This window comes from Kitasatospora sp. NPDC094028 (assembly GCF_049543595.1).
Taxonomy (GTDB): domain Bacteria; phylum Actinomycetota; class Actinomycetes; order Streptomycetales; family Streptomycetaceae; genus Kitasatospora.
Genome location: NZ_JBMVFA010000036.1, coordinates 38,604 through 57,693 on the forward strand (window position 1 = coordinate 38,604; position 19,090 = coordinate 57,693).

19 protein-coding genes are annotated in these 19,090 nt (G+C 74.9%); 11 read left to right on the forward strand and 8 right to left on the reverse strand.

Features of this window, described 5'->3' with window-relative positions; translation table 11 throughout:
* The first annotated feature begins 45 nt into the window (after positions 1-45).
* A complete protein-coding gene (locus ACPC54_RS34870) occupies positions 46-720 on the forward strand; it encodes a thiol:disulfide interchange protein DsbA/DsbL (RefSeq protein WP_498970478.1) in 675 nt (224 codons plus the stop codon).
* A gap of 81 nt (positions 721-801) precedes the next feature.
* Positions 802-1,677 carry an alpha/beta fold hydrolase gene (locus ACPC54_RS34875; RefSeq protein ID WP_498970479.1) on the forward strand — a complete coding sequence of 292 codons (876 nt, stop codon included), beginning with the start codon at positions 802-804 and terminating at the stop codon, positions 1,675-1,677.
* Between the two features lie 34 nt (positions 1,678-1,711).
* On the opposite strand, the gene ACPC54_RS34880 is transcribed toward ACPC54_RS34875, so the two are convergent.
* On the reverse strand, positions 1,712-2,458 hold the full coding sequence (locus tag ACPC54_RS34880) for an SAM-dependent methyltransferase (RefSeq protein WP_498970480.1): 747 nt from the start codon (positions 2,456-2,458) through the stop codon (positions 1,712-1,714).
* Between the two features lie 44 nt (positions 2,459-2,502).
* On the reverse strand, positions 2,503-3,651 hold the full coding sequence (locus ACPC54_RS34885) for a glycosyltransferase (protein ID WP_498970481.1): 1,149 nt from the start codon (positions 3,649-3,651) through the stop codon (positions 2,503-2,505).
* A gap of 57 nt (positions 3,652-3,708) precedes the next feature.
* On the opposite strand from ACPC54_RS34885, the gene ACPC54_RS34890 reads away from it, so the two are divergent.
* Complete coding sequence (locus tag ACPC54_RS34890; protein WP_498970482.1) at positions 3,709-4,479, forward strand: glutamate racemase; 771 nt, start codon at positions 3,709-3,711, stop codon at positions 4,477-4,479.
* Between the two features lie 348 nt (positions 4,480-4,827).
* Here the strand turns inward: ACPC54_RS34890 and ACPC54_RS34895 are convergent, their stop codons facing one another.
* A complete protein-coding gene (locus ACPC54_RS34895) occupies positions 4,828-5,925 on the reverse strand; it encodes a polysaccharide deacetylase family protein (RefSeq protein WP_498970483.1) in 1,098 nt (365 codons plus the stop codon).
* 364 nt (positions 5,926-6,289) lie between these two features.
* On the opposite strand from ACPC54_RS34895, the gene ACPC54_RS34900 reads away from it, so the two are divergent.
* Both ACPC54_RS34900 and ACPC54_RS34905 read left to right on the forward strand, forming a co-directional pair.
* Complete coding sequence (locus ACPC54_RS34900) at positions 6,290-6,562, forward strand: hypothetical protein (protein ID WP_498970484.1); 273 nt, start codon at positions 6,290-6,292, stop codon at positions 6,560-6,562.
* A 255-nt stretch (positions 6,563-6,817) separates the two neighbouring features.
* Entirely contained in the window at positions 6,818-7,306 is a 489-nt protein-coding gene (locus tag ACPC54_RS34905) for an NUDIX hydrolase (RefSeq protein ID WP_498970485.1), read from the forward strand.
* A gap of 25 nt (positions 7,307-7,331) precedes the next feature.
* On the opposite strand, the gene ACPC54_RS34910 is transcribed toward ACPC54_RS34905, so the two are convergent.
* Positions 7,332-7,871, reverse strand: a complete 540-nt coding sequence (locus ACPC54_RS34910; RefSeq protein WP_498970486.1) for a PTS-dependent dihydroxyacetone kinase phosphotransferase subunit DhaM — start codon at positions 7,869-7,871, stop codon at positions 7,332-7,334.
* Positions 7,872-8,247: 376 nt separating this feature from the next.
* Here ACPC54_RS34910 and ACPC54_RS34915 point away from each other — a divergent pair, with 376 nt between their 5' ends.
* The 4 genes from ACPC54_RS34915 (at position 8,248) to ACPC54_RS34930 (ending at position 11,436) form a co-directional block, all read left to right on the forward strand.
* Entirely contained in the window at positions 8,248-8,460 is a 213-nt protein-coding gene (locus ACPC54_RS34915; protein WP_031071451.1) for a DUF397 domain-containing protein, read from the forward strand.
* An 804-nt stretch (positions 8,461-9,264) separates the two neighbouring features.
* Positions 9,265-9,759, forward strand: coding sequence for a hypothetical protein (locus ACPC54_RS34920; RefSeq protein WP_045701883.1), 495 nt, complete (start codon positions 9,265-9,267; stop codon positions 9,757-9,759).
* A 66-nt stretch (positions 9,760-9,825) separates the two neighbouring features.
* Positions 9,826-9,909 carry a putative leader peptide gene (locus ACPC54_RS34925; RefSeq protein ID WP_350526312.1) on the forward strand — a complete coding sequence of 28 codons (84 nt, stop codon included), beginning with the start codon at positions 9,826-9,828 and terminating at the stop codon, positions 9,907-9,909.
* A 342-nt stretch (positions 9,910-10,251) separates the two neighbouring features.
* A complete protein-coding gene (locus ACPC54_RS34930; RefSeq protein WP_498970487.1) occupies positions 10,252-11,436 on the forward strand; it encodes an acyl-CoA dehydrogenase family protein in 1,185 nt (394 codons plus the stop codon).
* 236 nt (positions 11,437-11,672) lie between these two features.
* Here the strand turns inward: ACPC54_RS34930 and ACPC54_RS34935 are convergent, their stop codons facing one another.
* Positions 11,673-12,887, reverse strand: coding sequence for an aminoglycoside phosphotransferase family protein (locus tag ACPC54_RS34935; protein ID WP_498970488.1), 1,215 nt, complete (start codon positions 12,885-12,887; stop codon positions 11,673-11,675).
* A gap of 475 nt (positions 12,888-13,362) precedes the next feature.
* On the opposite strand from ACPC54_RS34935, the gene ACPC54_RS34940 reads away from it, so the two are divergent.
* Complete coding sequence (locus tag ACPC54_RS34940) at positions 13,363-14,844, forward strand: DNA-binding protein NsdB (RefSeq protein ID WP_498970489.1); 1,482 nt, start codon at positions 13,363-13,365, stop codon at positions 14,842-14,844.
* Between the two features lie 148 nt (positions 14,845-14,992).
* On the opposite strand, the gene ACPC54_RS34945 is transcribed toward ACPC54_RS34940, so the two are convergent.
* The gene (locus tag ACPC54_RS34945) at positions 14,993-15,538 is read right to left on the reverse strand and encodes a PAS domain-containing protein (RefSeq protein ID WP_498970490.1); all 546 of its coding nucleotides are present in this window, start codon (positions 15,536-15,538) and stop codon (positions 14,993-14,995) included.
* A 288-nt stretch (positions 15,539-15,826) separates the two neighbouring features.
* Here ACPC54_RS34945 and ACPC54_RS34950 point away from each other — a divergent pair, with 288 nt between their 5' ends.
* The gene (locus tag ACPC54_RS34950) at positions 15,827-17,326 is read left to right on the forward strand and encodes a HEAT repeat domain-containing protein (protein ID WP_498970491.1); all 1,500 of its coding nucleotides are present in this window, start codon (positions 15,827-15,829) and stop codon (positions 17,324-17,326) included.
* Between the two features lie 311 nt (positions 17,327-17,637).
* Here the strand turns inward: ACPC54_RS34950 and ACPC54_RS34955 are convergent, their stop codons facing one another.
* Together ACPC54_RS34955 and ACPC54_RS34960 are read right to left on the reverse strand one after the other, a co-directional pair.
* Positions 17,638-18,378 (reverse strand): class I SAM-dependent methyltransferase, encoded by a 741-nt coding sequence (locus ACPC54_RS34955; RefSeq protein ID WP_498970492.1) that lies wholly within the window; start codon positions 18,376-18,378, stop codon positions 17,638-17,640.
* Between the two features lie 92 nt (positions 18,379-18,470).
* A complete protein-coding gene (locus ACPC54_RS34960; RefSeq protein ID WP_498970493.1) occupies positions 18,471-19,064 on the reverse strand; it encodes a PadR family transcriptional regulator in 594 nt (197 codons plus the stop codon).
* Between the last annotated feature and the right edge of the window lie 26 nt (positions 19,065-19,090).

Here is a 19,090-nt window from a genome sequence, read left to right on the forward strand (position 1 = left end):
GTACCGACTCGCCGGTAACGGGTCGTCACCAGCACACTGCCCGGTGTGAACTCGAAGTCGCTGCTGCGCTCCACCGTCCTGCTCGCCGTCGCCGCCGGGATCGTCGCGTCCCCCGTCCAGGCCGGTGCGCTGAGCCGTCAACTTCCGTCCGAGGGCGTCCAGTTCGTCAAGCTCGACCACCCGCAGCCGGTGCGCGAGAGCGCCCGCACCGAGGCCGTCGAGTTCTTCTGGTACGACTGCAGCCACTCCCAGCAGCTCGAACAGCCGCTGGTGGGCTGGGCCGAGCGGCACCGCGCGGACGTCGCGCTGCGCCGTGTCCCGGCGATCTGGCCGGGCGGCCCGGAGGAGAACACCCAGCGCGCGCACGCCCGGCTCTTCTACACCCTCGATCGCCTGGGCCTGGTCGACCGCCTGCAGATCGCCGCCTTCCGCTCGATCCACACCGACCGGGCCGACCTCACCACCGAGGACGCCGCCACCGACTGGGCGGTGCGGCACGGCGTCGACGCGCAGCGCTTCCGCCAGACCTACCGCTCGGCCGAGGTGCGCCGGTCCGTCGACGAGGCCGTCGCCGACTTCGGCCGGTACGGCATCAACGAGCTGCCCACGGTGGTCGTCCAGGGCGAGTACCGCACCTCGCCGACCAAGGCCGGCGGCGTCGAGGCGATGCCCGAGGTGCTGGACTACCTGGTGCAGCAGGAGCAGCTGCGCAAGCACTGAGCCGCTCTCGCAGGATGACGATCGGTCAGCTCGCCCACCGCACACCTTGCCTAACCGTTCAGATGATGTTTAATGGTTAGCATGAGCGAGCTGACGATCCCGCACGTCCACCACCGCCACGTCGACCTCGACGGCCTGCGCGTCTTCTACCGCGAAACCGGCCCGGCCGACGCCCCCGTCCTCCTGCTGCTGCACGGCTTCCCCTCCGCCTCGCACCAGTACGCCCGCCTGCTCGACGCGCTCGGCACCCGCTACCGCCTGATAGCCCCCGACTACCCCGGCTTCGGCCACAGCGACAGCCCGGCGCCCGACGCCTTCCCGTACCGCTTCGAGACCCTCACCGACGTGGTCGAGCGCTTCTGCCTCGCCCTCGGCCTGGACCGCTTCGCGCTGTACGTCTTCGACTTCGGCGCGCCCGTGGGCCTGCGCCTGGCCACCCGCCGGCCGGACTGGATCACCGGCCTGGTGGTCCAGAACGGCAACGCCTACGAAGAGGGACTGTCCGACCAGGCACGGGATTTCATCGCCCACCGGCGCGGTGCCCCGGGCGCCGAGGAGGTCGCCCGGTCGATCCTCACCCTGGACGTCACCCGCAGCCAGTACGAGGGCGGCGCCGGTGACCCGAGCCTGGTCGCCCCGGACGGCTGGACGCTCGACCAGCACTTCCTCGACCTGCCCGGACGCAAGGACATCCAGGTCGAACTGGCCCTCGACTACTTCTCCAACGTCGAGCTCTACCCCGTCTGGCAGGAGTGGCTGCGCGCCAACCAGCCGCCCGCGCTGGTGGTCTGGGGGCGCAACGACCCGTTCTTCACCGAGGCGGGTGCCCGCGCCTACCTGCGCGACCTGCCCGGGGCCCAGCTGCACCTCTTCGACACCGGGCACTTCGCGCTGGAGGAGAAGCTGCCCGAAATCGCCCCGCTGATCGACGACTTCCTCGCCCGGACGCAGAAGTAGCGGGCGCCGCAGCACCGTTCAGGGGAAGAGCTGTTCAGTCGCGGCGCAGCAGGTAGGTGACGAAGCCGAAGGTGCCCCGGTAGCCGTGCAGCCACTCCGTCCGGTGCCGGTCCGCGGCCTCCCGGGCGGCTCCGGCGTCGGGGTCCTCCGGGTGCTCCAGCGCCCACTCGGCCAGTGTGCCCGTCCAGCTGAACTCGTAGGCGTCCCACTCCGGTCGGGAGCTCACGTAGCCGTCGACCGGGGTCCAGCCGGCCGTGATCACCCGGTCGGTGGTGGTCGCGAGGTCCGCGTAGTCCTCCCGGGCCGCTTCCAGGCCGGCCACCGCCGCCTCGGACGGCTCGCGCTCCCAGAAGCCCTCGCCGACCAGCAGCCGGCCGCCGGGGGCGAGGAGTTCGCGGGCCGCCGCCAGGGTCGGCAGCAGTCCGCCGAAGGCGTGCGTGGCGCCGACGCACAGCGCCAGGTCGAACGGCTCGCGGCTGCGGAACTCCCGTGCGTCCGTGTGGTGCAGGCTCAGCCGGCGCTCGACGCCGAGCGCCGTCGCGCTCTCCCGGGCCCGGGTCAGGCCGGCCGCGTCCAGGTCCACTCCGACCGCCCGCCAGTCCGGGCGCGCGGCCAACAGCCGTACCAGCCAAGCACCTTCGCCGCAGCCGAGGTCCAGCGCGCGGCCGCTCCCGGCGCCCGCCGCCGCCCGGTCCAGCAGACGGGCCACCGAGTCGTCCGACAGCGGCGCGGCGATCGGGTGGCGGGTGTGGGCGAGGCGGGAGATCCGTTGGCGGTCCATCCGCGCAGTATGGATCCGATCGGCAGGGTCCGCCAGGGAATTGTCTACCGGTGGGAGTACGTCCGGCCCTTCCACGCCGCTCCCCGCCCCCGCCAGTGCTGCACCGCCGAGTCGACCGTCATCAGCAGGTACAGACCGGCCGTGAACGGCAGCAGCAGCGCGGCCCAGCCCGGCTGCCCGTAGTAGCGCACCATCGGCCGGTACGTGCCGGTCATCAGCACCCACGCCGCCGCGCCCGCCGCCGCGAGCGGCGCCCACCCCGCCACCACCCCGGCCACCGCCGCCACCGGCGGCACCAGGTAGATCAGCGTCAGTCCCAGCACCGTGCCGAGCAGCAGCGGCGGCGAGTGCCGCAGCTGCGCGTAGGCGCTGCGAGACACCATCCGCCACAGCGGCTCCAGCCCCGGGTACGGGCGGACGCTGTCGACCGCGTCGGCCAGCCCCAGCCAGGTCCGCCCGCCCGAGGACTTCACCGCCCGCGCCAGCGACACGTCGTCGATCACCGCGCCCCGGATCGCCGCCACCCCGCCCGCCCGCTCCAGCGCCTCCCGCCGCACCAGCGAGCAGCCGCCCGCCGCGGCCGCCGTCCGGGCACCCGGCCGGTTGCTGCGGCGGAACGGGTACAGCTGGGCGAAGAAGTACACGAACGCGGGCACGATCAGCCGCTCCCAGCCGGTCTCCACCCGCAGCCGGGCCATCTGCGACACCAGGTCGAGCCCGTTGCTCTCGGCCGCCGCCACCAGCTCGGCCAGCGAGTCCGGGCCGTGCGCGATGTCCGCGTCCGTCAGCAGCAGGTACTCGGCGTCCGGGCCGGCCAGCTCCACGCCGTGCCGCAGCGCCCACAACTTGCCCGTCCAGCCCGGCGGCAGCGGGGGAGGCGTGGTGACGGTCAGCTCCAGCCCGTCCATCGACCGCAGCTCGGCCGCCAGCGCGCCGGTGCCGTCCGAACTGTGGTCGTCCACCAGGACCACCCGCGCCCGCCCCGGGTACTTCTGCGCCAGCAGCGTCGGCAGGCTCAGCGGCAGCACCGCCGCCTCGTCCCGGGCCGGCACCACGACCACCGCCTGCGGCCAGCGGACGGGGGGTCGGCGCGGCGGCAGCCGGACGTCGGTGCGCCAGAACAGGCCGTGGCAGCACGCCAGCCAGAGCCAGACCAGCAGGGACAACGCGGCGATCCACAGCAGGACGGTCACTCCGGCAGTCTGCCGCAGAACGGGGCGCGTCGGGCGGATCGACTAAAGTCTTGCCCCGTGAAGATCGCACTGATGGACTCCGGAATCGGCCTGCTGGCCGCCGCCGCCGCGATCCGGGAGCTGCGCCCGGACGCCGACCTGGTGCTCTCCTCCAACCCCGCCTCCATGCCCTGGGGGCCCCGCACGCCCGAAGAGGTCACCGAGCTGGCCCTCGGCTGCTGCCGCGCCGCCGCGGAGCTGGCACCGGACGCCCTGGTGATCGCCTGCAACACCGCCTCGGTGCACGCGCTCGCCACCGTGCGGGCCGAACTGGAGCCCGGGATCCCGGTCATCGGCACCGTCCCGGCGATCAAGCCCGCCGCCGCGCTCGGCGGCCGGGTCGCCATCTGGGCCACCCCGGCCACCACCGGCAGCGCCTACCAGCGCGGGCTGATCCGCGACTTCGGCGGCACCGCCGAGGTCACCGAGGTCGCCTGCCCGGGCCTCGCCGACGCGATCGAGTACGGCGCCGAGGACGCGATCGCCGCCGCCGTCGCCGACGCGGCCGCCCGCACGCCGGGCGGCACCGACGCCCTCGTGCTCGGCTGCACCCACTACGAGCTGGTCGCCGACCTCATCCGGGCCGCCGTCGCCCCGACCGCCTCCCCGGCGCTCACCCTGCTCGGCTCCGCCGAGGCCGTCGCCGCCCAGGCGCTGCGCCGCGTCGCCGACCCCACCCGCACCGGCACCGGCACCCTCACCGTCCTCCACGCCGGCACTCCGGCCACCCTCCCGGCCGTCGCCACCCGCTACCCCCAGGGCCTCACCCTCACCGCCCTGCCGGCCTGACGCCTCGCGAGCGCAGTTCCCGAGCGGCCGCCCGCTCGGCAGCTTCGCGGCGACGCGCGGGCTCGCACGAGAGGTCGGCGACGGCTCTGTTCGTTCGCTCGGGTTGCCTGCCCAAGGCTCCCGCACGGAAAGTCGAGGAATCCGACCTCCCGCGCTGTTTTGGCTCGAATGGCGAGGCCGCAGCTTTGCACGAGAAGTCGGCGGGCCCGACTTTCCGCGCGGCACCGTGCTGCGGCGCATGGTCTGTACGGACGTTCGTCCGTACATCACCGCTGAAGCGCGCGCAGGAAGTCGGTCGGCCCGACTTCCTGCGCGCGCTGCCGTCCAGCCCGCCGTCCGGCCCGCCGGCTAGGCGACGGCCTGGCGGCGCCAGCGGCGGTAGGCCGGTTCGAGGCCGGAGAGGATGGTGTCGAAGCGGCGGGTGCTGGTGGTGGAGTCGACCTGGAGGCGGCTGATCTGCAGGGGGCTGGTGGGGAGCCGGGGGCCCAGGCGGTGGTCGGAGAGGAAGCCGAGCTGGTAGCCGAGCTCCTGCAGGACGGTCTCGGCGCGCGGGTCGTGGCCCCCGTCCGGGTAGGCGAAGGCGGTCGGCGGTTCGCCGAGCCACCGGGTCAGGGCCTCGTGGGCGCCGGTGATCTCCGCCCGGACGGTCGCGTCGTCGCAGCGGCCGAGGCACGGGTGCCCCTGGGTGTGGTTGCCGATGGCGACGCCGCCGTCCCGGAGTGCGAGCAGGTCCTCCGGGGTGAGCTGGTCCTGGCCGGGCGGGCGCCGGTCGGCGCTGGCGCGCAGCTCGTGGAGGCTGCGGCGGCGGTCCGGGTCGGGCATGGCCTTGAGCCGGCGGAGCAGCTGGGAGGGGTGGCCGCAGTCGAGGGAGCGGGCGCGGCCGCCGTGGCGGGCGAGGAAGTCGGCCTCGTGCCACCAGAAGGGGCGCTCGGTGCCGATGAGTTCGGAGATGACGAAGGCGGTGGCCGGGATTCCCCGGGCGTCGAGGGCGGGCAGGGCGTGGGTGAGGACGCTCCGGTCGGCGTCGTCGAAGGTGACGAGGACGCTGCGGGGCGGCAGCGGCCGTCGTTCGGTGACGGCCTGGAGGACGGAGGCGAGCGAGACCGGGGTGGCGAGTCTTCGGAGCCGGTCGAGCTGGGCTCCGAAGGTCCGGTGGTCGGTCACCCCGTGGTAGGCGAGCACGGCGAGCCGCTGGGCGGCGCGGGCGCGGAACAGCGGCTGGACGGGGGCGAACCGCAGCCATTCGCCCCGTGCGTCCTGCTGGTCCTCGACGGTGGACGGCCGGTGCGGCAGGGCCGCCCGGCGCGGTCCGGTGCGTGCGCGGCCGGCGCCCCCGTGGCGGTCGGCCGCGCAGTTGCCCGCCCCCGGTGGCGGCAGCGCGCGCAGGTTCGGTGCGGGCCCGGTGGGGGCCCGGGAGATCGACGTGGTGGACTGGGACTGCGGCACGGTTCCCCCTCGGTCGCCGAGCGGCGTGGCGGTACCGCCGGAGGGCGGAGCCCGGCCTCCGACCCCAGGGTGCGGCGGTTCCGCCCCCTGGGAATTCCGGTTCGAGGTGGGGGGTGTACACCCTTCCCACGAACGGCTCCCGGATCACTCGATGCCCATGAGACCGCTGCACCGGGTGGATGGTTGTACCGGGGGGACGAGGATTTTTCGTGGACTGATTGTGGAGCTGGAATGCACTCCTTCACCTTTCGCTCCGGGCCGTCGTCCGGCTTCCGGAGGGCTTCGCGCGACCGGTGGCGCGGGGTGACCGGGTGCTGACTCCGCGCGTGCTGCCCGCGGGGCCGGGGCGGGGTACCTTGGGCTCATGGCAGATGCGGACCGTGATCCCCTCCACCTGCACGGCGCGACCCGGATGGCCCGTGCGTGGAGCGGCTGCGCCTTGGTGACGCACCAGATCCCGCTGGCGGTGGTGGGTGTGGCCTGTCTGGCGCTGGGCATCGTCGTGGCGGTCGTGGTTCCGGACAGTGACGGGCCGGCGTGGGCGATGGCGGTGGCCGGCTGCCTGGCCGCCGGTGTCCTGCTGCTCGGTCGGATCGCGGTCGGACGGCTGCGCTACCGGCGCCGTGCGGCGCTGTGACGGGTGACGACGGCGTTCTGGCGGCGTCCGCTGACGTTCCGCTGACAAGCGGCTGACAAGTGGCTGACAACGCGCCGCCCGGGCGTCCGGTTCGAAAGACCGAACGAATTTGGTCAGATCGACCGGAGTTCATACCGTCAGCCAATCTTCTTCGCTTCTCTTTCACCATTCCGGGCGCCGAGGGCATCCCCTTCTTCCCCGTGAATGCGTTCTCCCGGCGGCCCGCCGCCGGCCGCCCTCGGTAGGCTGCGCCGCATGGCCATTCCCGCGTTCCTCGCCGACCTCCGCGCCCTGGTGGGCACCCGACCGCTCTGGCTGAGCGCCGTCGTCGCCGTCGTCCGGGACGACGACGGCCGGGTGCTGCTCGCCCGCCGGGCCGACGACGGCCGGTGGGCCTCGGTCGGCGGGATCCTCGACCCCGGCGAGCAGCCGGCCGACGGCGTGGTGCGCGAGTGCCTGGAGGAGACCGGTGTGCGGGTGGTGCCCGAGCTGCTCGCCTCCGCCACCGTCACGCCGCGGGTGACGTACCCGAACGGCGATGTGACGCAGTACCTGGTGCTGACCTTCCGCTGCCGCGCGGTCGGTGGCGAGGCCCGGGTGAACGACGACGAGTCGCTGGAGGTCGGCTGGTTCCCGCTGGACGGGCTGCCGCCGATGATCGAGTCCGAGCACGAGCGGCTGCGCCACGCGCTGGAGTGCACCGGCCCGGCGGTGTTCACCTGGGAGGGCGTCGAGCGGCCCTGAGCGGGCCCTCCCGTCCGGCCCGCCCTCAGTCCTTGTGCTGCCGGTAGGCCTCCTCGGCCGCGTCCAGCACCGCCGTCAGGTCGCCGCCCGCCGTGGCGGTCGCGGTGGCGGCCACTGCGCCCTCGACGAAGGGCGCGTTCGCGAAGCGGACCGGGAACGGCAGCCCGTGCTCGTCGGCGTCGGCGAGCAGCGCCCGGACGGTGGTGACCGCGCCGCCGAGGTCGGCGAGCACCACCACCCCGTGGCCCTGGTCGACCCGCCGGGTGGCGGCGGCCACCAGCACCGCACTGATGCCCGGTCCGTCCGCCGGGTCGCCGCCGGTCGCCGCGACCGGGGCGGGGGAGTCGGAACCGGCCAGCGCGAGCGCGAGGGCCCGTACGGCGATGGCCAGTTCCCGGCTGTGGGAGACCAGGACGACCCCGACCCGCCCGTGCCCGGCCGGCCGGGCCGGGGTGGGCCGGGGCAGCGGGGTGGGCGCGGGTGGCGTCCGGGGCGCCGGGGGGTGGGCGGACGGGGCGTCGGAGATGGGGATGACGTCGGCGCGGGTGCCGTCCCGGCGGCTCATCGGCTGCTCCCTCGGGAGATCACGGGCGATCGCGGGCGATCACAGGCGTTTCGCGGGCCCTTCGCGGGTGTTCCGCACGGCCGCTCCCCACGCGGTGCCGTACGCGGGTGCCACGGTGGCCCGGCGGGCCCGCTGCCGGGCGCTCTGGCGCCACTCTGGCAGCTGCGGGGGCCGCGCGCCGGTCGGGACACGCCCCGCCGCCCCCTTGGGCGGCTCCGGGCGGGCGCCGGCCGCCCGCGCGGGGGAGACCTGGAGAAGCCGCTGACCGGGGTCCTGGGCTGTGGCTAGGCTGGCCCCCGGAATGCCGTCGGGAGGAGATCGATCAGTGGCAGTCAACAGCGGCACGGAGGTTCAGGCGGGCGGGGCGGAGCCGGAGCTGGCGCCGAGCGGGAAGCCGAAGGTGGACTTCACCGGCGCGGAGTGGCTGTGCAGCAGCCAGGGCGTCGGGGACGTCCAGATCGCGTTCGTGGACGGGTACATCGGGATGCGGGACGGCCGCCAGGAGGACGGGCCGGTCCTGGTCTTCACGCCGGCCGAGTGGCGGGCCTTCGTGCTCGGCGCCCGGGACGGCGAGTTCGACCTGACCTGAGGATTCTCCCCGGCCCTCGCCCCGGGCCCCGTCTGAGCCCTCGTCGGCCCGGGCGGGGCCCGGGGAGCCGGGGAACGCCGAGGAAGCGGAGCGGCCCCGTCCAGAACGGGTCCGCTCCGCCGCTGATTCCGGACGCGAACATCACCACTGATGATCGATTGAGCGTGCCCCGTCAGAATTTCTGTTGACTGTTAGACAAACGCAGCTCAGAGTATGAGCACAGGCAGACGCCGTGCCCACCGCCCCCACGCGGCCAGACACGGCGCCTGCTGTGCGGCCCGGCAGTGCTGCCAGGCCATCCTCCCAGTCTTCCCCTGCGCACCGGGGGTGCGTCGGCCGGTCCCGGCCCACGAAGGGCCGGCAGTCGCCGGGAGGCTGGCGCCGACACCCGAGAGCGACTCGGGTGCGGCACCTACGCTCGGGACCCGCACGCCCCCACGCGGCGGCGTCCCGAGCAAGATCCACGGGAGCGACGGGCCGGGGCCCCGCGGATCTGGCTTCTGATGGTGGAACTGTTGGCTTGTGTGTGGTGCTGTGTGCTGCGACGACGAAGCTGGGTGCTCGGCGGTTCGGCACGACAGGTGCACAGTGAGGGATACGCGGGTAGGGCCGCGTTGCGACATGCCGTCCCCCCGGAGGGTGAAACTCGAAACGGCTGTCGTGCTGAACCGAACGTAGCCCGGACGGTTGCTCAGAGTCAACATTGGTCTCTGAGCGTCGATCTCCCATCGGCCACCGGGGGGCCCTCCAGCGGTGCCCCACCCACCTCGCGAGGCTGGTGTGCCGGGCACGTACGATGGTCCCATGTCATTTCTCCGCCGTCGCTCCGGACAGCCCGCCGGCCCGGACTTCGACGTGCTCGCGATGGACCCGGGCGACTGGCCCGGCGACTTCGGTGCGGCCATGATGACCGGCCCGGACGGCTCCTGCCAGGGGATTTTCCTGCGCTACGACCTGTTCGGCGGCAGAGGCCCGGCGATGTTCATCGGCAACCTCCCCGAGGGCTCGCCCGCCCGGGAGACCGGCGACAACGTGCCCTTCGAGGTGCGGCAGCTGCTCGCGGCGCTGGAGAACGACGAGCCGGTCGAGTTCGTCTCGGCCGAGGACTTCCCGGTGATGCTCGGGGACGACCTGCTGATCGTGAAGAAGGTCAAGGTCAGCGAGGAGCGGGTGTTCTGCTCCCAGTTCGGCCGCAGCGACGGCGTCCAGGTCACCATCGCCTCCTGGGACCGACCGATTTCGGACGACCTGTATCAGCTGTTGAAGCCGCTCCCCGCGGACATGTTCCAGCAGGGGTGACCGGTCCGCGTCCGTGGCCCGGACGCTGCTTGACGGTATCGATCGACCGTTCGTACAGTCGCGGACATGCCGTGCCGTCTCCCGCTGTTGACCCGTCGCAGGCACCTCGACCTGCGACGCACCGCCAGCGCGGCGTGTCCGGGCCGCTGAGGGGAGCAGTCCCCGTGGCGGCGGGCGGCCGGCCGGACAGCGGTCGGCACCGAACCCGGGGGCGGGCCGTGCGCTGACCCCGGGGCCGCCGACCGGCAACCGCACGCCCGGACGGCCAGGGGGCCGCCGGGTGCGCCGCCCGCACGTGTCGAACTCACGCTGCTCACGCTGCCACCCGGAGGCACCAGCATCATGACGACCACCGCCGCCACCGACCGTCCCTCGAACGATCGTCCCCGAACGGGCCGTTCGGCCCCGAAGCGATCGACTCCGGCGCCGGCCGCTCCCGCGTCCCCGTCGCCCGCGCAGCCGGCGGACGACCCCTCGGCCGTCGAGGCCGCCGTGGCCGGATTGCCCCGGGTGGTCGACCTGCTCGCCGCCCGCGCCGAGGAGCACGACCGCGACGCCACCTTCCCGTACCAGGGCATCGAGGCGGTGCACGAGGCCGGACTGCTCACCCTGACCGTCTCCCCCCGGTACGGCGGACCGGGCGGCACGCTCGCCGACACCGTCCGGGTGCTCGCCCAACTCGGCCGCGGGGACGCCTCGGTGGCCGTGGTCACCGCCTTCACCCTGCTTGAGCACGCCGCGCAGGCCCGCCGCGCGCTCTGGCCGGCGGCCGGCTACCGGCGGCTGCTCACCGAGTCCCGGCGCGGGCCCGCGCTGGTCAACACGCTGCGGACGGAGCCGGGCGGCGGGCCGGGCGAACCACCCCGGACGCTCGCCCGGCGGGACGGCGACGGCTGGCTGCTGACCGGCCGGAAGACGTACTGCACCGGCGCCGAGGCGCTGGCCTGGATGGCGGTCACCGCCCGGACCGACGAACCCGAGCCGAGGGTCGGGACGTTCCTGGTCCGCGGCGAGAGCGAGGGCCTGGAGATCGACCCGACCTGGGACCAGCTCGGCCTGCGCGCCAGCGCCGGCCATGACGTGGTGCTCGACCGCGTCCTGGTGCCGGCCGACCTGGCGCTCGGCCTGCGCCCCGTCGAGCCGGCCGGGGCCCGGGAGGCCGCGGGGGTGGACGGGACGGCCGTGGCCGGGGATGGCGAGGAGACGGCGGAGGAAGCCGAACTCGCCCGCGCCTGGCACGATCTGGCCCTCGCCGCGGTCGCCCTCGGGGTCGCCCGCGCCGCCGAGGCCTGGCTGATCCGCTTCCTCAACCAGCGCACTCCGGCCAACCTCACCGAGCCGCTCGGCACCCTGCCCCGCTACCGCTGCGCCCTCGGCGAGATCGAGGCCCAGCTGATCGGCGCCGAGGAACTGGTCGCCGGCCTGGCCCCCCGGGTGGACCGGGGCGAGCCGGACGCCGTGGCCCGGACCGGCCCGGCGCACCTGCTGGCCACCCGGGCCGCCACCGCGGCCGTCCAGCAGGCGGTGGCGCTCACCGGCAACCCCGGCCTGAGCCGGCGTCACCCGCTGGAGCGCTACCTGCGGGACGTGCTGAGCAGCCGGGTGCACCTGGCCTCCGAGGAGACCGTGCTGGAGGCCGCCGGCCGGGCCGCCCTGGAGCGCGGCGCGCGGCGCTGAGGCGCTGAGGCCGGTCCCGCGGATCCACCGCGCCTCCCGCCGCCGGGACTTCGCGCCGGGGTGCCCCTGACCGGACGCCGCAGTCCGGTCAGGGGCACCCCGCCGGGCGCGCCGGAGGGCCCGTCCGCGCTCTCCCGTCGGCGGGACGGCGTCCGGGCTCGACCCCCGGCGCCGGTCCGCGAGGCGGCCCCGCCCGCGCCGTCCGGACGGAGGCGCGGGCGGCGCGGTACGGCGGGTCAGCGCGTGCCGACCGCCGCCCGGACGGCCCGGCGGGCCAGCGCGGCGTCGTCGTAGAGCCGGCGGATCATGATCCGCTGCTCCTCGCCCGCGCCCGGCACGTCGTACAGCCGGATCTCCCGCATCAGCACCAGCACCAGGTTCACCAGGAACGCGTCCCGGGCCATCGTGCCGCCGCTCTGGGCGAGTTGGCTGATCTGGCGGCGGGCCGCGGTGTCGCCGGAGAGCACGCTCCACAGCACCGCCAGGTCGTAGCCCGGCAGGTACCAGCCGGCCTGCTCCCAGTCGACCAGCACCGGGCCGGACGGCGCCAGCAGCATGTTGCTGAGCAGGGCGTCGCCGTGGCACAGCTGCAGCGGGGTGTGGCCGAGGCCGTGCAGCAGGCCGCGCAGGTCGCCGGCGTCCCGGTCGGTGAGCTGGCCCACCGAGTGGTAGCGGGCGATCTCCAACTGGTAGTCCAGGCGCGGCTGGAAGACGTCGCTCGGCGGCCGCCAGAGGTTCAGCGTCCGGACGGCGCCGAGCAGCGCCCGCACCTCGCCCGGGGTGGGCGCGTTGACGGGGTGGCGCTCGCGCGCGGCCGGCCGGCCGGGCACCCGCTCCATGACCAGCACGCAGCGGTCGTGGTCGGCCGCCACCAGCCGGGGCAGCCGCACCGGCGGGCGGTGCCGGACGAACGCCCGGTACACGGCGACCTCGTGGTGGAAGTCGGCCACCAGCTGCTCGAAGTACTCACTCCGCACCGCCTGCGGCGCCAGGCACTTGGCCACCACCGGGGCGCGCCCGATGGTGCCCGCCACCAGGATGTGGCGGCTGCCCTCGCGCAGCACCTGGCGCGGGGTGAACGCGGGACATATCCGCGCGACACCGGCCAGCGCGGCCCGGACCGCCGGGGTCTGCAGCGCGGACGGGTCGATCCGCTCGGCGCCGACCGGGGCGCCGGGCCGCATCGGACGGCGGATCAGCTGGCTGTCGGCCTGGCGGGCGAGCGGGACGCGCTGGCCGGCGGGCAGTGCGGTCTCGGGGGCGCGCAGCCCCAGCGCCGTACGGCCGACCGGGACCCGGGCGTCCGCGGACCGGCCCTCGGCACCGCGCGGCGCGACCGGTCGGACGCCCGGGGGCACCTGCTTGGGGCCGGGACGGCCGACGGCTGCGGTGGGGGGGCGCAGCGTGGTGCGGGTCGCGATGGGCGTCGGGGTGGTCGCTGAGGAGTACATGGGCTGAGGGTGGTCCCTTCCGGTCCGTCTGCGGGTGCGGCCCCGCTGGGCGGGGGAGGGCCGGCGCGCGTGCTTCCTGGGGGGCGCGCGGCGGCGACTCTGCTTCGGTCGGCGGGTGGTGCGCGGGCGCCGGGCACGGACGCGGGGTCGGAACCCCTGCGGCGGTCGACCGGCCGTCCGCACCCTGGGGAATGCGGTCGGCCGGACTGCCGTGGCCGTGCCCGGCGCCCCCGCGCCACCCGGCCGCGCCACCCCCTCGGGTGAGGACCGGGAGCGTCCCGTGCCACGGTCGGGGGACTGCCCCGACGCCGGTGGGACGCCGCCCGACCCGGGGGCGAGGTGGCGCACTCCTACAAGACACCCGCGACGCACTGGCTTAGTAGTCTGGCGGGCCCTGGCGAAGCGTGGCGAATGCTCGCCCGGCACATGCCGGACGCTCTAGCCTCGGATCAGCCGAGGAACCTGGGGGCTTCATTTGAGCAGGGGACCCAACACCCGACTGGCGGACCTGTTCGTCCTGACCGGATGGTCGAAGGGCGAGCTGGCGAGGCTGGTCAACCGCCGGGGTGCCGCGATGGGGCAGCAGCAGCTGTCCACCGACACGTCGAGGGTGAGGCGCTGGATCGAGCAGGGGGAGGTCCCCCGCGATCCGGTGCCGAGGGTGCTGGCAGCCGTGTTCACGGAGCGGCTCGGCCGTGTCGTCACCACTGAGGACCTCGGTCTGGAACGACACCGGCCCACCAGGTCCGGAGCGGCGCCGTCCGCAGCAGTCCCGTGGTCGCCGGATCGAACAGCCGCGGTCCTCACCGAGTTCACGGGAATGGACCTCATGCTGAACCGACGTGGATTGGTGGGCGCCGGTGCCGCGCTCACGGCCGGGGCGGTCATCGCCGACTCGTTGAAGGGCTGGCTGGGCGGGGACGCCGTCGCGTACGCGGCCGCGGTCCCCGGGCCGCGACAGGTGGTCACCGGGGGCGGGGCGCGCCCGATGGTGGACGTGTTCGACGCGGGCCCGGTCGGGCCCGACGAGGTGGAGTCGCTGGAGCACTCGGTGCAGGTGTTCCGCGCCTGGGACGCGGCCCGCGGAGGCGGGTTGCAGCGCAAGGCGGTGGTCGGCCAACTCAACGAGGTGGGCGGACTGTTGACCCACCGCCACGATCCGGCGGTGGAGCAGCGGCTGTGGCTGGTCGCCGCCAACCTGGCGGTGCTGGCCGGCTGGATGTCGCACGACGTGGGCCTGGAGCCCACCGCCCAGCGGTACTTCATGATCGCGGCGGAGGCGGCCAAGGAGGCGGACGACCGCCCGCGCGCCGGGGAGGCGATCTCCCGGGCGGCGCGCCAGATGGTGCACCTGGGCCGGGCGGACGACGCGATCGACCTGATGACGGCCGCGAAGGACGCCGGCGGTCGGCTGCAGCCCAGAACGCGGGCGATGTTCAACACCGTCGAGGCGTGGGCGCACGCGTCGATCGGGCACTCGCAGGACACCTACCGGCTGCTCGGCGAGGCCGAGGAGCTGTTCTCGGAGGGGTCCCCGGAGCCGCCGCCGTCCTGGATGCAGGTGTTCGACGAAGCCGAACTGCGGGGCATGCAGGCGCTGGTGCTGCGCACGCTGGCCGAGCACGACGCCACGGCGCTGCCGCAGGCCCGCCGGCACGCGGAGCAGGTGATCGCCCTGCGCGAGGGCACCGGGCAGCTGCGCTCGGCGCTGTTCGACCGGATCACGCTGTCCTCGGTGCACTGGCTCGCGGGCGATCCGGACGCTGCGGAGTTCCAGGCCAAGATGGTGCTGAACCTGATCGGCCAGAACTCCTCGCACCGGACCTGGGACCGGCTGCGGGAGATGTACCGGCTGACGGCGCGCTACCGGGGGGTGCCGGCGGTGGAGGAGCTGCGGGCGGAGCTCGGGCGGGAGCTGCGGGTGGCGGACGCCAAGAACCGGCCGAGGTCGTCCTGAGGGGCGGCCCGGCCGGGGTGGACGAGGCGGAACGCACGGATCGCACGAAAGGCGCGGAAGGCACGAAAGGCGCGGAAGGCACGGAAGGGACGGATCGCGCGGGAGCGGCGGAACGGCCCGGCCGGACGCGGGCCGCGCCCCGGCGGGCTCAGAGGGTCGGGACCGACCGGAGCAGCAGGCGCAGCGCGGTGACGGTGCCGTCCGCGCCGAGCACGGGTTCGCCCGCGCAGTCGACGCTGTCGTGGTGGCCGCCGTCCCGGCGGACGCGGATCGTCCCGGCGGTGGTGCGGCCGTGCACCAGGGCGTCGGTCATCATGCGGCGCAGTAGCGGCCGATCCGCCTCGGGGAGTCGGTCGGGCAGCCGGTCGAGGCTGAGCGGGGCGTCGGCGGGGTCGCAGCCGAGCAGCAGGTAGGTCTCGGCGTTCCAGCGGACGTCGTCGGTGAGGAGGTCCCATTCGGCGGCGCCGATGCCCTCGGGGCCGGTGTCGTGGTGGTGCTCGCCGGTCCGCCCGTTGAGGCCGGGGCCGGACGGCCCCTGCGCCGCGCCGTCCACTCTGCCGTCCGTTCCGCTGTCCGCGCCGTCCGTCTCCGGGTGGCTGCCGTCCCGGCCGTCCGTCGCGCCCGGCCGGGCGCCGTCCACCGTGGCGGCGTCCGGGGGGCGGAAGGCGGCCAGGGAGCCTAACGGCATGGTCATGGCAGGTCCATCGCTCGGGTGCGGCCCGCCTGGTGCGCGCCGTGGGGTGGTGAGAAGACTGTCGCACAGCGTCGTCATCCGTGCGGGCGATTTGGACAGAACGCAGGCAAAATTCCCGTGGCATATGCCACTGTGGCGGGAGCCTCCGTCGCCCTGTGTGCGGAAGGGGTCCCGAGGCGGTAACCTTCGGTGATTCCGGCGCCCGGGCGCCCACCGCAGTACCGACCAGAGACCCCCGGCGACGGAAATCCCGTTGCCACTACGACCGCCGCAACGGATGCTGACCTCATGTTCGAGCCAGTGATAGCACCTAGTGCCAGCCTCCTCGGCCTCCTGCAGCGAGGCCGCGGTGACGGGCAGCTCCACGCGCTGGCCGCCGACCGTACCGAGGCCATCGCCGCCCTGGAGGAGTGCGTCACCAGAGATCCGCGAGCCGACTGGCAGGTCGAGAGCCGCTCTCTGTACTACGCCCGCATCTACATGGACCTGGAAGCGCCGCTCGACGGCATCGAGGACCACCTGCACTCCGCCGAGGACCTCGTCAGCGATGACGAGTGCCGCACCGGTCTCGCCCTCTCCGTCCTCGGCCACCTCGCCGCCTACGGCCGTCGCGACGCGCTGCTGATGCTGCGCGAGTACGCCGCCACGGGCGCGAACTGGGCCTGGGCCCTCGACGAGCTCGCCCTGCGCGACGACGACCGCGGCCTGCTGCTGCTCGGCACCGCCGTGCTGGACCGCTTCGCGCCGGGCCCCGAGGGCGACGCCGAGCTGCGCGAGTTCATCCGCAACGCGTATGAGCCCCGGCCCTGGCGGCTGTGGGCGGCCTACCACCCGAGGGTGGCGGCGGCCAGCGAACACTCCCCCTTCGACCTCTGGCAGCGCCAGCTCAACCGCAGCGGCGTCACCCCCGGCTGGTCCACGGCCGACGTGCTGGCCTGGGCCGACCAGGGTGAACTGGGCGGCCTCGGCGCCGGCGCGTTCCTCGCCCGGTCCGAGCAGCCGCGCCCCGCCGAGGACCCGTCCGCCCCCGACGCGGTGGACCGCCGCGCGGCCGCGGCCGCCCGCTGCCTGACCGCCGTCGTGCGGCCCGAGGACCGCCCGCTGCTGCTGGAGGCCGCCGCGGGCGGCCTGCCCGGCGCGCGCCGGGCCGCCCTGCGCCACCTCGTCGACCAGCGCGACCCGGCCGCCATCGAGCTCATCGAGGCCGCCGCCGCGGACGTGGACGACCGGATCGTGCGTGCCGCCCTGGAGCTGCTCGGCCGGATGCGCGGCCCCGAGGTGCTGGCCCACGCCCGCCGCTGGGCCGACCCGGCCGGCGGCGCCGCCGACAGCGCGCTCGGCGAGGCCGCCGTCCGGCTGCTCGCCGATGTGGGCGAGCCGGCCGACGCGCCGCTGGTGGTCGCCGGTCTGCGCCGCTGGATCTCCGTCAGGGGCGTGGTCGGCTGCGGGCTCGGCTCGCTGGTCGACGGTGCGGGGCGGCTGGCCGCCGCCGACGCCGTCCCCGTGCTGCGCCACATCTACGGGGAGGCCGCCTCCTCCGACCTGCGCGGCCGCGCCGCCCAGGCGCTCGCCGCCACCGATGTGCACTTCCCCGAGGGGCCCGCCGTCGAGTGCCTCTGGGACTGCGAGGAGTCCACGCGTGAGCTCGCCGCGCGCCATGTCGCCACCACGGGCGACGCGCGTGTGCTGGAGCGGCTGCGCAGGCTCGCCGCCGACCCGGCCGAGGAGGCCGAGGTCCATGCCGCCGTCCGCGGCCGACTGACCGCCGCCCGGGAGTTCGGACGTTAGGGCGGCTGCGTCGCGTTTGCGGTGGGCCGGGACGGATGTCCCGGCCCACCGCTGTTTTCCGGTCGGGCGTTCGGGTTCCGGGGCACTCCCGGGGCCTGCCGGACCGGATTTCTGGAACCCGGTTCTACTTGATCGAGCCCGCGTCGGGCGCCGGGCCCTCGCCGATCTTGGTGCGTCTCGATGCTGTCCTGGAACAGCTTGCCGAGGATGCCGATCGGCAGGGTGCCGATGATCACGAACCAGCCCATCCGGGCGTCCGGATCGGAGCGCAGCGCCGGGCGGAACAATGACAGCGCCCAGGTCCGCGGGTGTCAGCCGGCGGCCCGCGCCCGGACCCAGACGCGGTCCTCGGTCAGGTACCTCTCGATCCGCAGCCCGGCCTGCGCCAGCGCCCGCTCGAACTGCTCGTCGTCGAGCGGGCGGGACAGGAAGGTCTGCGTCCAGTGGCCGTCCGGGAACTCGTACTCGACGTGGACGGAGTTCACGCCGTCGCCGACCGGCGTGGAGGAGACGACCCGGGCCAGGCCGTCGCCGACCGGGGTCTCCCGGGGCACGTCCCGGTGCACCTTCGCGCCCTCGCGCTGGATCAGCACGCAGCCGTCCTCGGCGACGTGCCGGCGGCAGGTCTCCAGCAGCCCCTGGCGGACCTTCGCGTCCCCGGCGTGCACCAGGAAGGAGGCGAGCATGACGACGTCGAAGCGCTCGCCCAGGTCCAGCCGCTCGATCGGGCTGCGCACCGTGCGGACCTCCGGGCGCACCCGGGCCAGCATCTCGGCGGACTCGTCGACGGCCGTCACGGTGAAGCCGCGGTCGGTCAGCGGGTGCGTCATCCGGCCCACGCCGCAGCCGAGTTCGAGGATGTGCGCGCCGGCCGGCACCGCGGCCTCGATGACGTCCGGCGCGTCGCCGGCCGGCAGGCGCAGCCACATCTCGACGGCGCAGCCGTCCGGGGTGATCGCGCCCGGACCGGTGCCGTCGTAGCCCTGGCGCCGGTCCTGGCCGGAGTGCGGTCCGTTGGCGTCCGTGCTGCTCGTGTACGTGTCGTCGCTCATGTCCGCCATCGGAACACGCCCGCGGTGGGGGCGGAAGGCGGTTGGCGGGCGGATTTTCGGTCAGTCTCCGCTCCTGGTCACTCCGTTCCTGGTCACTCCGCGCCCGGCCGGGCGCCGGCCGCGTCGTCCGGTTCCGTCGAGGTGGCGTCCGCTTCCGTCCGGGTGGCGTCCAGCTCCGCCAACGTGGCGTGCAGCCAGCCGAGTTCGGCCTCGCTGGTGGCGCGGGCGACCAGCAGCAGGCCGCGCCGGAACGGGTCGGCGAACTCCTCGGCGCCGAGCGGGCGTTCGTCCTCGTAGAAGAAGCTGGCGGGCTCGGCGAGGAAGGCCAGCCGGCGGCGCAGCACGGCGGCCTGGGCGGCGGGGTCGGCGAGGTGGCGCAGGAAGGCGAGCAGGGTGAACCAGCGGTTCTCGTCGCTGATGTCCAGCGGCTCGGGCTCGCGCAGGTGGTCGAGCAGGGCGGTGCGTCCGCCCCCGGTGAGGTGCAGGGTGTGCCGGGGCGCGGCGGCGCTGCCGGGCTCGGTCTCGCGGACCAGCAGGCCGGCGGCCTCCAGGCGCTTGATCGCGGGGTAGAGCGTGCCGTCGCTGATCGGGCGGACGTGGCCGGTGAGCGCGCTGAGGTGGCGGCGCAGCTCGTAGCCGTGCAGGGGCCGGTCGTACAGGAATCCGAGGATGGCGAGCTTCAGCATGGGGCCACTGTCGCAGATCCTTCCCT